Source organism: Bradyrhizobium sp. R2.2-H (genome assembly GCF_004346455.1).
GTDB lineage: Bacteria > Pseudomonadota > Alphaproteobacteria > Rhizobiales > Xanthobacteraceae > Bradyrhizobium > Bradyrhizobium diversitatis.
The window spans coordinates 61,875-75,032 of the sequence record NZ_SMBR01000001.1 but is presented as its reverse complement, the minus strand read 5'-3'; the positions used below and the strand labels follow the sequence as shown (position 1 = coordinate 75,032).

Here is a 13,158-nt window from a genome sequence, read left to right as displayed (position 1 = left end):
TCACACCGCCTCGATCAGCATGGCGCCGCCGAGCCCGCCGCCGATGCATTCGGTGGCAACGCCACGCCGCGTGCCGAGCCGCTTCATGGCGTTGACGAGATGCAGCACGATGCGGTTGCCGGACGTGCCGACGGGATGGCCGAGCGAAATCGCGCCGCCGTCGACGTTGAGCCTGTCACGGTCGATCTCGCCGGCCGCGCCGTCCAGCCCAAGAATCTCGCGGCAGAATTTGTCGTCGTTCCAGGCGGCGAGGCAGCCGAGCACCTGCGTCGCAAAGGCCTCGTTCAGCTCCCAGGTCTCGACATCCTTGATCGTGAGATTGTTGCGCGTGAGCAGCGGCGTCGCCGACATCACGGGCCCGAGCCCCATGATGCTGGGATCGAGCGCGGCCCAGTTGCTGTCGACGATGACGGCCTTCGGCGTCAGCCCGTGCTTTGCGACCGCGGCGTCGGACGCCAGGATCACCCAGGAGGCACCGTCGGTGATCTGCGAGGAATTGCCGGCGGTGACCTGTCCCCAGGGGCGCTCGAACACCGGCCGCAGCTTTGCCAGCGTCTCGACCGTCGAATCCGGACGCACACCGTCGTCATGGTCGAAGAACTTGCCGTCGCGGGAGAACGCGGTCTCGACCTCGCCCTTGAGAAAACCGGCGCCCTGCGCATGCGCAAGGCGGCGATGGCTTTCGGCGGCATAGGCATCGGACTGCGCGCGCGTGATGCCGAAGAGATGGCCGACCACTTCCGCGGTCTGGCCCATGTTCAGCTCGGTGACGGGATCGGTCAACCCGCGCTCGAGGCCGATAATCGGCTTGAGATAGCGCGGCCGCAGCTTGAAGGCCGCCGCGAGCTTGGCGGCAACGCCCTTGGCGGTGGCGAGGCCGGCGAACCAGCGTACGCCGGAATTCGGCCAGACCAGCGGCGCGTGGCTGAGCGCCTCGGTGCCGCCGGCGAGGATCATGTCGGCATGGCCTTCTCGGATGTAGCGGTAGGCGGTGTCGATCGACTGCATGCCGGAGCCGCAATTGATCTGCACGGTGAAGGCGACCATGTCCTCGCCCATGCCGAGCCGGAGCGTGGCGACACGGGCCGGGTTCATCTCGTCCGCGATCACGTTGACGCAGCCGAGGATGACCTGATCGAAGCTGCCAGGCGAAAACGGCTGCCGCGCCAGGAGCGGCCGGCCGCACTGCACGGCAAGATCGACCGGCGTGAACGGACCGGGCCCAGAACGCGCCTTCAGGAACGGCGTCCTGCTGCCGTCGACGATGAAAACCGGTCGTGCCATCAGCTCGCCGCCCTCTGTTCACCGAGTTCCTGGAAGAACTGATGCACATTGACGGTTTTCTTGTAAATCGGCGACAGCGCCTCCGGCGCAAAATCGTCGACCTCTATCACTTTTGTGACGGCTTCGCGGGCCGCGGCGAGCTGCTCGCCCTCGGCTTGCGTGATCACGCCCTTGGCGACCGCTTCCTTCCAGTCGCGGATCTGCGCGGCGCGCAGGCGCCTGGCGATGGCGTCCGTGCTGGCGACCAGTTCGAACGCGCGCTCCAGCCGGGCAAAACCGCCGTCGTCGTCGACCCGGGCCAGATCCGCCGTAAGGCGCTCGCGTGCCGACGACGGCTCGAGCACGATGCCAGCGCATTGGTGCACGACGCGGTCGGAGGGGCCGAGCACGCGCGCGCCGAACGGCTGGACCACGAGCCTGAGGAAGCCCGCGACGAAGCGGTTGGGCAGATTGGCGAGGATCTCGGCGAGCCGGTTCTCGATGGTCCGGAATCCCGTCGCCATGCACCATTCCAGCGCAGCAAAATCCTCCTTCTGCCGGCCCTCGTCCTGCCAGCGCTTCAGCGCGGCCGAGAGCAGATAGAGCTCGGACAGGATGTCGCCGAAGCGGGCCGACAGCATCTCCTTGCGCTTGAGCGCGCCGCCGAGCGTCAACAGCGCCATGTCGGCGCAGAGCGCAAAGGCCGCGGAGTAGCGCGAGAGCTGGCGATAGAATGGCGTCGCATCGCCCGCATCGGGCGCCGGCGCGAATGCGCCGAAGGTCCAGCTGCGGCCAAAGGCGCGGAACAGGGTCCGGACACTATGGCCGACATGCTTCCAGAACGCCTTGTCGAACGCGGTGAGGCCGCGCTCGCGGTCGGAATCGGCGAGCGCATTCATCTCGTCGAGCAGATAGGGGTGCGCGCGGATGGCACCTTGCCCGAACACGATGAGGTTGCGGGTCAGGATGTTGGCGCCCTCGACCGTGATGCCGACCGGGACGGCGCGGTGCAGATTGCCGAGATAGTTTTGCGGCCCGTCGATCACGGCCTTGCCGCCATGGATGTCCATGGCGTCGTCGATCGCGGTGCGCATCCGCTCGGTCGCATGCAGCTTCATGATGCCGGAGATGACGGCGGGATGAATGCCGGCATTCAGCGCAGCACAGGTCAGCCGGCGTGCCGCGTCGAGCTGGTAGGCGGTCGCAACGATTCGCGCGAGCGGCTCCTCGACACCTTCGAACTTGGAGATGGAGATGCCGAATTGCTCGCGGATGCGGGCATAAGCACCGGTGGTGCGCGCCGCATAGGCGGCACCCGCGGCAGAGAGCGACGGCAGCGAGATGCCACGGCCGGCGGCAAGCGCCGTCATCAGCATCTTCCAGCCCTGCCCGAGGCGCTCCTTGCCGCCGATGACATAGTCGAGCGGGATGAAGACGTCGCGTCCCCAATTCGGTCCGTTCTGGAACACCTGCATCGATGGCAGATGGCGCTGCCCGATCTCGACGCCGGGCAGGTTCGTCGGGATCAGCGCCACGGTGATGCCGAGCTCTTCCTGATCGCCGACCAGACGATCCGGGTCGTAAGCCTTGAAGGCGAGGCCCAAGAGCGTCGCGACCGGACCGAGCGTGATGTAGCGCTTGTGCCAGTTGAGCCTGAGGCCGACGACCTCGCGGCCCTCGAACTCGCCCTTGCAGATGACGCCGGTGTCGATCATCGAGGCGGCATCTGACCCGGCCTCCGGGCTGGTGAGCCCGAAGCAGGGAATGTCGCGGCCGTCGGCGAGGCGTGGCAGCCAGCGTTCCTGCTGCTCCCTGGTGCCGAAGCGCATCAGGAGCTCGCCCGGGCCGAGCGAGTTCGGCACCATCACGGTGACGGCCGCCGCGATCGAGCGGGTCGAGATCTTGCGCACCACTTCCGAATGCGCGTAGGGCGAGAAGCCGAGGCCGCCGAACTCCTTCGGGATGATCATGCCGAAGAACTTCTCGCGCTTGACGAAATGCCAGACATCCTGCGGCAGGTCGCGCGTTTCCCAGAAGATCTTCCACTCGTCGAGCATGGCGCAGAGCTCGTCGACGGGACCGTTCAGGAAGGCCCGTTCCTCATCGGTCAGTCTCGCCTGCGGCACCTTCAGCAGCTTCGACCAGTCGGGGTTGCCGGTGAAGAGATCGGCATCCCACCAGACGTCACCCGCCTCCAGGGCCTCGCGCTCGGTGTCGGACATCGACGGCAGCACGCCGCGCGCCCAGGAGAAGATCGGCTTCGTGATGGTGTCGCGGCGGAAGCTCATGGCAGACCTCATGCATCGGCGCGTTTCGCGGGCATTTTAGCGGAAAGTGGGTGGCGGATGTGAAGACTTCGGCTGCGACATTGACGCGGCCGGACGGCCCCGGACGATAACGGCCGGGGTGCGGGGGCGGTTCCGGGAGGGGCAATGGGGGGAGAATGTCATTCCGGGGCACGCGAAGCGTGAGCCCGGAATCCATCGTGCGGCAGCGTCGGTGGATGAATGGATTCCGGGCTCGACGCTACGCGTCGCCCCGGAATGACGGAAGTGGCCTAATCCGGCCGCACCATCTCGAACATGTTTTCCGGCTTGATCTCGAAATAATCGCCGCGGCGGCCGGCGCGGACGATGGGGCGGGCGGCGGCGGTCTGGTAGACGCCGTCCTTGATCAAGGCCTTGTCGATGTGGACGGCAACGACCTCACCGAGCGTCAGCCAGGCGTCGGCCTCCTTGCCGTCGGCACCCTTCAGGCGGACGATATCGGACACCTTGCACTCGAAGGCGACCGGGCTTTCACCGACGCGCGGCACGTTGACGAGCTTGCCGGGGACGGCGGTAAGGCCGGCGAGCTTGAATTCGTCCACCTCGGGCGCGACATGCGCCGCGGTCGCGTTCATGTGCTTGGCGAGATCCATGGTAGTGAGATTCCAGACGAACTCCCTGGTCTGCTCCATGTTCGACACCGTGTCCTTCCAGTTCGTGGAAGAGAATCCGATGATTGGCGGCACATAGCAGAACGCGTTGAAGAAGCTGTAGGGCGCGAGGTTGACGTGGCCCTTGGTATCGCGGGAGGAGATCCAGCCGATCGGCCGCGGCGCGATGATGGCGTTGAAGGGATCGTGCTTGAGGCCGTGGCCCTTGGAGGGCTCGTAGAAGTACAGGTCTTTGTCGGTCACGCTGGCTCTCCGCTCTCCGTCATTCCGGGGCGGTCCAACGGGACCGCGCCAGCGCGGCCCCGGGGACCGAACCCGGAATCTCGAGATTCCGGGTTCGCGCTTCGCGCGCCCCGGAATGACGGCAGGTGAGCTTATAGGAGAAAACGCTGCGCCCGTCAGTGGCGCGGCGACAGACCCGCGATGACGAAATCGATCATCTGGTCGATGTTCGGGCCCGGCTTGGTGGCGCACTGGGCGATCATCTGGGGGTGGAAGAAGCGAATCATCGCGGTGCACGAGCAGAGCGCGGCCAGTTGCAGGTCCGGCGCCTCGAACTCGCCGGAGGCGACGCCTTGCGCGATCATCTGGCCGACGACGCCGGCGATGCACTCCATATGGGCGACGCAGACGTCCCAGTCCTCCTCCATCGCGATCGCGACCATCTCGTGCAGCTTGTTGTCGCCGACATAGCGCTCGGTGTTCATGCGATGGATGGTGGTGAGCAGCTCGCGGAAGCGCTCCTTGACCGGGCCGGGCCGGGCCACGATCCGCTGCGCCTCGAGCTCGACCTCGCCCATCAGCGAGCGGGCCACCGCCTGGTGGATCGCCTTCTTCGATTCGAAGAAGCGATAGACGTTGGCGGGGCTCATCCGGAGCTCCTTGGCGATGTCGCCGACCGTGGTCTTCTGGTAGCCGATCTGGCGGAACAGCCGCTCGGCCACCTCGAGGATACGATCCCGGGTGTCGCCTTCGATATGTTCCGAAATAAGGGCCATCAGTCAGGACTCATCGCTCAGCACTTCATCTCACTTATTCAGCCGCTTCAGCAAGCGGAATTGCTGGATGTTCATCGCTGCCATGCTGCGGCGCGGCGGGCTGCTCGGGCGTACCGGCCTCGTCCAGACTCTTGCGGAACCAAAGTGCATAGAGGCCCGGCAGATACAGCAGCGTGAGGAAGGTCGCGACGAACAGGCCGCCCATGATGGTGATCGCCATCGGGCCCCAGAAGGCCGACCGCGACAGCGGGATCATGGCGAGGATGGCGGCGAGCGCCGTCAGAACCACCGGACGGGCGCGGCGGACAGTGGCTTCCACGATCGCCTCGCGCCGGGTCAGGCCGTGGCTGACGTCGGTCTCGATCTGGTCGACCAGGATGACCGTGTTGCGCATGATCATGCCGGCGAGCGCGATCAGGCCGAGCAGCGCCACGAAGCCAAACGGGGCATTGGCGACGTTGAGGCCGAGCGAGGCGCCGACGATACCGAGCGGCGCGGTCAGGAACACCAGGATCAGGCGCGAGAAGCTCTGCAGCTGGATCATCAGCAGCGTCAGCATCACCATGACCATCACCGGGAAGAGGATGAAGATCGAGGCATTGCCCTTGGCGGATTCCTCGAAGGCGCCACCCGCCTCGATCCGGTAGGCCGGCTCGAGGTGGTCAATGATCGGCTTGAGCTTCGGCGTGATCTGGTTGGTGACATCAGGGGCCTGCACGCCGTCGACGACGTCGGAGCGCACGGTGATCGCCATGTCGCGGTTACGCCGCCACATGATCGGTTCCTCATGGGCATATTCGATCTTGGCGATCTGCTGCAGCGGCACGGCAACGCCATTGCGCGAGGTGATGGTGAGATCACCGACACCGCCGAGGTCGAGGCGTTCGGACGGGATCGCGCGGGCGACTACGCCGACCTTCTCGATGCCGTCGCGCACGGTGGTGACCTGCGAGCCCGAGATCAGCATCGCCAGTGCCTGCGAGACGTCCTGCGGGGTGAGACCCATGGCGCGGGCGCGGTCCTGGTCGACGACGAGCTTGAGGTAGGGCGACTGCTCGTTCCAGTCGAGCTGGACATCCTTGACGCTCTTGTTCTCCCGCATGACGTCGCGGACCTGGTAGGCGATCTCGCGGACCTTGTTGGCATCGGGGCCGATCACGCGGAACTGCACGGGGAAGCCGACCGGCGGACCGAAGTTGAAGCGGTCGACGCGCACGCGCGCCTCGGTCAGGAAGCCCTCGGCAGCCGCGGCCTCGATCTTGGCCTTGATGCGCTCGCGCGCCTCGACCCCCTTGGCAACGATGACGATCTCGGCAAAGGCCTCGTTCGGAAGCTGCGGGTTGAGGCCGAGCCAGAAGCGCGGCGAGCCCTGGCCGACATAGGCGGTATAGGTCTCGATGTCCTTGTCGTCCTTCAGCAGCGTTTCGGCCTTCTTCACCGCCTTCTCGGTGACGTTGAAGGCGGTGCCTTCGGGCAGGCGCAGCTGCAGGAACAGCTCCGGGCGCTCCGAGAGCGGGAAGAACTGCTGCTGGACATGGCCGAAGCCGACGATCGAGGCGACGAAGACGCCGACGGTCGCGGCCACCACGGTGATGCGGTGGTTGACGCACCATTTCACGATGGCGCGCAGGCCCCGGTACATGCGGGTCTCGTAGACCGCGTGCGGATCGTGGTTGTGGTGCGCCTTCATCTCGGGCAGCAGCTTGACGCCGATATAGGGCGTGAAGATCACCGCCACGAACCAGGAGGCGACCAGCGCGATTGCCACGATCCAGAAGATGCTGCCGGCATATTCGCCGACCGCGGAATTGGCAAAGCCGATGGGAAGGAAGCCAGCGGCCGTGACCAGCGTTCCCGTGAGCATCGGAAACGCGGTAGATTCCCAGGCAAAGGACGCCGCACGCATGCGGTCCCAGCCCTGCTCCATCTTCACCACCATCATCTCGACTGCGATGATGGCGTCGTCGACGAGCAGGCCGAGCGCGATGATCAGCGCGCCGAGCGTGATGCGGTGCAGGTCGAGCGACATCGTGTTCATGACGATGAAGACGATGCCGAGCACCAGGGGCACCGACAGCGCGACCACGATGCCGGTGCGCCAGCCCAGCGCCAGGAACGAGACGAACAGCACGATGACGAGTGCTTCCATGAACGAGTGCACGAACTCGCCGACGGCGTGCTCGACCACCTTGGGCTGATCGGCGATCAGCTTGACGTCGATGCCCTGCGGCACCGCCTTCATGAAGTCGTCCGTGGCCTTCTGGACCTCCTTGCCGAGCTCGAGGATGTTGGCGCCCTTGGCGGTGACGACGCCGATGCCGATGGCGGGCTTGCCTTCCTGGCGGACGACGAAGCTCGGCGGATCGACATAGCCGTGGGTGACGGTGGCGATGTCGCCGAGGCGGAACACACGGCCGTTGCTCTCGACGGGCGTTTCGGCGACGGCCTTGGCACCGTCGAGCGCGCCGGTGACGCGCAGCGGCACGCGCTGCGAGGAGGTTTCGACCGTGCCGGCCGGCGTCACGTTGTTCTGCTTGGCGAGCGAATCGAACAACGCCTGCGGCGTGATGCCGAGGGTGGCGAGCTTGGCGTGGGAGAACTCGACGAAGATGCGCTCGTCCTGGTTGCCGTAGACGTCGACCTTGGTGACGCCGGGCACCTTGAGCAGGCGCTGGCGGAAACCTTCGGAGACCTTCTTGAGCTGGGCATAGTCGGCGCCGTCGCCGGTCATCATGTAGAGGATGGAATCGACGTCGGAGAACTCGTCGTTGACGACGGGCCCGAGGATGCCGGACGGCAGCTGGCCCTGCACGTCGACCAGCTTCTTGCGCAGGAGGTAGAAGAGATAAGGCACGTCCTTCGGCGGCGTGTTGTCGCGGAACGTGACCTGGAGCGCGGTGAAGGCGGGCTTGGAATAGGTCTGCACCTTCTCGAAATAGGGCAGCTCCTGGATCTTCTTCTCGATGGGATCGGCGACCTGGGTCTGCATCTCCTGCGCGGTCGCGCCGGGCCATATCACGGAGACGTTGACCACCTTCACCGTGAAGAACGGATCCTCGGCGCGGCCGAGCTTCTCATAGGAGAAGAAGCCGGCAACGCCGAGCACGATCATCAGGAAGAGAACCAGCGTCGGATGGCTGACGGCCCAGGCCGAAAGGTTGAAGCGCTTCATCGCTCTCTCCGAAAAGAAGATCCAGTTGCAAATACGACAGCCGCTCTATTCAAGCCGTCGTCGCGAGGCAGCGAAGCAATCCAGGGGGCTGGGCAGGTTCTGGATCGCTTCGCCGCTTCAGCCTTTGCTTAGGGACAAAGGCCGAAACTCACCTCACACGACGTAACTCTATTTCCTGGTCATTCCGGGATGGTCCGAAGGACCGGACCCGGAATCTCGAGATTCTCAGGTGCGTAGTTGCGCACCGTAGTTCACGCTGCGCGCGCCCCAGAGTGACGGAAACTAGAAGGACAGCGACGATACGACCCGCACCCGCTGGCCCGGATCGAGCTTCTGCACGCCGAGGGCGACGATCTTGGCGCCCTCCTCGACTCCGCCCGTGATGACGACGTCCTTGCTCTCGTAAGACTTCACCGCCACCGGCTTGAGCGTGACGCCGCCATTGTCGTCGACGACATAGAAGGACGGCTTGCCGCCTTCGTTGAACAGCGCCGACAGCGGCAGCCGAGCGACGCGTTCGGTCGCGGCGTCAGACAGCGTCAGCGTCGCCGTCATGCCGAGCGCGACCTTGTCGTCGGCCTCGGGCAGCGAGAACTTTGCCAGATAGGTGCGCGTGGCCGGGTCGGCCGCCGGCGCGATCTCGCGCAGCTTGGCCGCATACTTCTTGTTCGGCTCGGACCAAAGAGTGACGCTGGCGACGCCCGACTTGGCGCGTCCGACCAGCGTCTCAGGGATCGCGACGACCGCTTCCTTTTCGGCAAAGCGGGCGACACGGATCGAGGCCTGGCCCGCGGCAACCACCTGGCCGGGCTCGATCAGCGTTGCGGTGACGACGCCTCGGGCGTCGGCGTTGAGCGTCGCGTAGGAAAGGGAATTCTTGGTCAGTTCGACCGAGCGCTCGGCCCGGTCCAGGCGCGCACGGGCCTCGTCGGCGGCGGCACGACTCGAATCCAGTTGCGCATCGGTGGTCCAGCCCTTGGCCTTCAGGTCCTTGGCTCGCTGCTCGGCGGCGGCGGCCTGGGCCAGCACACCGGTCGCGGCGGTCTGCTCGGCGACGGCCTGCTCGGCCTGGAGCTTCAGGTCGACCTCGTCGAGGGTGGCCAGCGGCTGGCCAATTTCGACAGTCTGGCCGACCTCGACCAGGCGCTTGGCAACCTTGCCGGCGACGCGGAAGCCGAGATCGCTCTCGATCCGCGGCCTGATGGTGCCGACGAAGCTGCGCTCCGGCGTCTCGGCACTATAATGCGCCGTCGCAACCAAAACCGGCCGCGGCGGCTCGGCCTTCTCGGCGACAGTATCATTGCACCCGGCCAGGGCCGCGGCCATCAGAGCCAGCGACACACCCGCCAAGAGCTTGGAATAGCTGGATAAAACCGACCGGACGAACATCGAAGGACACTCCTGTATCTCGATTTGAGGAATGTCGACTAATCACTGACGAAAGTCAATAATCGTCAGTCATCAGGAATGCGTGATCGTTAAGGGGTGGTAAGGATTGGGACGGCCAGGCTGCGAAGGTTGCAATTGTAGAGCGCGCAAGGGCGCGTCCGCCAAGCCCTGACGGGGAAGGCAGCGAGTGAAGGGCGGGCAAAGCGGAGCGTGCCCACCAACCCGGCCAGCGTAGGGAAAGATGGTGCGCAAGGGCGCGCCTTTGCCCTCTCTATAAGGCTTGCAAGGCTAGTGCGCCTACCGCCCCTGCTCGGCGAACTCGTGCTTGCTGTCGTGGCCGCCGACGAAGACTAGCAAACCGGCGATCAGGGGCAGCACGGCGAGGACGAGCAAACCGGTGGAGGTCTGGCCGGTGGCTTCCTTGACCCAGCCGATCAAATAGGGCCCGCCGAAACCGGCGAGATTGCCGATCGAGTTGATCAGGGCGATCGCGCCGGCCGCCGCCGTGCCGGAGAGCCAGGCGGTCGGCAACGTCCAGAACACACCGAAGCAGCAGAATACGCCGATCGCAGCGACCGTCAGCGCCACCATCGTCAGGGTGGGATCTGAGAGAGAGGAGGAGATGCCGAGAGCGACGGCTGTGAGCAGCAGCGGTGCGCCGACATGCATGACGCGCTCGCGACTCGCATCCGAATGTCTCGCCCACAGGACCATGGCAATGGTGCCGAACAGATAGGGAATTGCGGTGACGAAACCGGTCTGCGCGTTGGTGAGGCCGAACGCCTTGACGATCTGCGGCAACCAGAACTGCATGCCATACAGCGCGCCGACGAAGCCGAAATAGATCAGGCTGAGCGCGATCACCTTCGGCGAGGACAGCGCCTCGCCCAGCGACAAGTGCTTCACCGCCTGCTTTGCCGCGATCTCCGAATCGAGTTTCGCCTTCAGCCAGGCCTTCTGCTCGGCCGAGAGCCAGTCCGCCTTCTCCGGTCTGTCGGTGAGATAGAACCATGTGACGATGCCGAGCAGCACGGAAGGAACGCCCTCGATGATGAACAGCCACTGCCAGCCCTTCAGCCCCATCATGCCGTCGAGCCCAAGCAGCAGGCCCGAGATCGGCGCGCCGATCACGGTCGAAACCGGAACGGCGATGGCGAAGGCCGCGAGGAAGCGGGCGCGATATTGGGCCGGATACCAGTAGGTGAGATAGAGGATGATTCCGGGGAAGAAGCCGGCCTCGGCGACGCCGAGCAGGAAGCGCAGCACGTAGAAGCTCGTCACGCCGCTGACCATCGCCATCAGTGCCGAGATGATGCCCCAGGTCACCATGATGCGGGCAATCCAGCGGCTGGCGCCGAATTTTTCCAGCGCAAGGTTGCTCGGCACCTCGAAGATGAAATAGCCGATGAAGAAGATGCCGGCGCCCCAGGAGAAGATCAGCGGCGTGAACTTCAGCTCCGCATTCATGGTCAGCGCGGCGAAGCCGAGATTGACGCGGTCGAGATAGGAGAAGAAGTAGGCCAGCACCAGGAATGGAATCAGGCGCCAGGAGATCGCGCGGATGGTCAAGGTCTCGATGTCGCTCTTGCTGGCGCTGTTGGCACCGCCGGCAGAACCGGCATAGGTGGTCTGGCTCATGGCTTCCCCCGGGTTGTTGCTTTTCTAGGGCTGAGTGGCGGTTTTGAGCATCGCGGGCAAAGAGTCAATGGAGCGAGCAATGCGCGGGGCGCAGCCGGATCAACCTGTTGCGCCGCGCCTGACATCGCTGATCCGCGCCGCCCTCGCCGCGATGGTGATCGTCTGCGGGTTGTCGCTGCGCTGGTACGGCTTTCCGCTCGGGCTTCCCGCCTTCGTGGTGAAATATGGCGGCTCGCTGTTATGGGCGACGATGGTGTTCTTGCTGGTCGGGGTTGTGCTGCCACGCCTGACGCGGACGCAGATTGCGGCCATCGCGGCCGTGATTGCGGTCATCGTGGAATTCTCCCGGTTGATGCACACGCCATGGCTCGATGCGTTCCGGCTGACAGCGGCCGGCGCGCTGTTGCTCGGGAGAATCTTTTCGCTGTGGAATTTGGCCGCTTACGCGGTCGGGATCGCTTTCGGCGTTTGGATCGATCGGCTCGTCCAACGGCGTAGGGAGGGATAGCGCGCGGCTGCGCAGAGCGCTGATCGCCCTGCGCAGATTTCACTCCGCCAATTGAAACCGCTCGAAGCGATCGAGCTCGTCCTCGATCACACGCTTGAGCTCCCTGCGCCCCGCCGTCTTCCTGCCCTGCCCGACCCAGGTCCATTTCTGCATCAACAGCTTCTTCGCCTGCCGGTCGGTCTTGAGATCGAGCGCGGCGACGATCTCGTTGCCGACCAGCACGGGCAGCGCGAAGTAGCCGAGCTTGCGCTTGGCCTTCGGCACGTAGGCTTCGAACAGATGGTTGTAGCCGAAGATGAGATTGGTGCGCTTGCGCTGGATGATCAGGGGATCGAACGGCGAAAGAATGTGGACGAGATCGGGCGGCGGCCCTTCGCCGCCCGCCTCCAGCGCTGCGGGCGAGGCCCAATGCTCCTGCTTGCCGGCGCCCTCGAGCGTAACAGGCACGAGCTCGCCGCGGCGGACGCGCGCGGCGATCAGGCGCGCGACCGGTTTCTTGCTCGGCGCGTCGAGATGGCAGATCGAATCGAGACTGACCACGCCCTGCGCGCGCAGCGCGCGGTCGAGCAGATAGGCCGTGATCTCCCTTGCCGATGCCGGCCTCGGCAGCTTGTCCCAGCCGAAATGACGGTTCATCAGCTCATAGGTCTTGAGCATGCCCTGGCGCTCGCTGATGGTGACGGCGCCGGTATAGAAGGCGAGTTGCAACGCGCGCTTGGACGGCTTGCGGCTCTGCCAGAGGTGCTCCTTTTCGACGAGCACGTCATCCTCGATGTCGCGGATCGTCAGCGGGCCGGCGCGCAGCAGTCGCATCACCTTGCGCGTGTCGGCCGGCTTCACCGAGCCGAACCATCTGTGTCCCTCGCGCCGGTGCTCGCGCATCGCCGGCAGGAAGAAGCGGAAGTCGGCGGCCGGCACGTAGGAGAGCGCGTGCGTCCAGTACTCGAACACGCTCTTGTCGACGCTGTGGGCCTGGCGAAGATCGTCGCGGCGGTAGGACGGGATCCTGCTGAACAGGATATGATGATGGCAGCGCTCGATGACGTTGATGGTGTCGATCTGCACGTAGCCGAGATGAGCAGTCGCGTCGGCGACGGCCTGCGCGCCCTCCCCGAACGGCTCGCGCACGTCGAGCCGCTGGGCATGCAGCCAGATCTGCCGGGCCTGTTTGGTCGAGAGCGGAAGTGGTTTCGGGGCGCGGGGCATTGCGGAATGCAATGTAGCCGGATTCGCCGCGAGGCAAAGAAGCTGG

The 13,158-nt window shown here is 65.3% G+C and carries 9 protein-coding genes; 1 reads left to right on the top strand and 8 read right to left on the bottom strand.

All coding sequences use genetic code 11. The features are described from left to right. The 7 genes from EDE08_RS00310 to EDE08_RS00280 form a co-directional block, all read right to left on the bottom strand. A complete protein-coding gene (locus EDE08_RS00310) occupies positions 1-1,284 on the bottom strand; it encodes an acetyl-CoA C-acetyltransferase (RefSeq protein WP_131866108.1) in 1,284 nt (427 codons plus the stop codon). Further along, positions 1,284-3,551: an acyl-CoA dehydrogenase gene (locus EDE08_RS00305; RefSeq protein WP_165935707.1), complete on the bottom strand. Its 2,268-nt coding sequence runs from the start codon at positions 3,549-3,551 to the stop codon at positions 1,284-1,286. Before EDE08_RS00305 ends, EDE08_RS00310 begins: the two co-directional genes overlap by 1 nt. A 269-nt stretch (positions 3,552-3,820) precedes the next feature. After that, a complete protein-coding gene (locus EDE08_RS00300; protein WP_165935708.1) occupies positions 3,821-4,444 on the bottom strand; it encodes a flavin reductase family protein in 624 nt (207 codons plus the stop codon). 155 nt (positions 4,445-4,599) lie between these two features. Then, positions 4,600-5,199, bottom strand: coding sequence for a TetR/AcrR family transcriptional regulator (locus tag EDE08_RS00295; RefSeq protein ID WP_061878580.1), 600 nt, complete (start codon positions 5,197-5,199; stop codon positions 4,600-4,602). Positions 5,200-5,233: 34 nt separating this feature from the next. After that, positions 5,234-8,371: an efflux RND transporter permease subunit gene (locus tag EDE08_RS00290; protein WP_131866104.1), complete on the bottom strand. Its 3,138-nt coding sequence runs from the start codon at positions 8,369-8,371 to the stop codon at positions 5,234-5,236. Between the two features lie 282 nt (positions 8,372-8,653). Continuing rightward, positions 8,654-9,760 (bottom strand): efflux RND transporter periplasmic adaptor subunit, encoded by a 1,107-nt coding sequence (locus tag EDE08_RS00285; RefSeq protein WP_131866102.1) that lies wholly within the window; start codon positions 9,758-9,760, stop codon positions 8,654-8,656. Between the two features lie 297 nt (positions 9,761-10,057). Then, entirely contained in the window at positions 10,058-11,398 is a 1,341-nt protein-coding gene (locus EDE08_RS00280) for an MFS transporter (RefSeq protein WP_131866100.1), read from the bottom strand. Positions 11,399-11,477: 79 nt separating this feature from the next. On the opposite strand from EDE08_RS00280, the gene EDE08_RS00275 reads away from it, so the two are divergent. Beyond that, entirely contained in the window at positions 11,478-11,906 is a 429-nt protein-coding gene (locus EDE08_RS00275) for a ribosomal maturation YjgA family protein (RefSeq protein ID WP_165935709.1), read from the top strand. Between the two features lie 39 nt (positions 11,907-11,945). Here EDE08_RS00275 and EDE08_RS00270 read toward each other — a convergent pair whose 3' ends face one another. Then, positions 11,946-13,112 (bottom strand): winged helix-turn-helix domain-containing protein, encoded by a 1,167-nt coding sequence (locus EDE08_RS00270; protein WP_131866096.1) that lies wholly within the window; start codon positions 13,110-13,112, stop codon positions 11,946-11,948. Between the last annotated feature and the right edge of the window lie 46 nt (positions 13,113-13,158).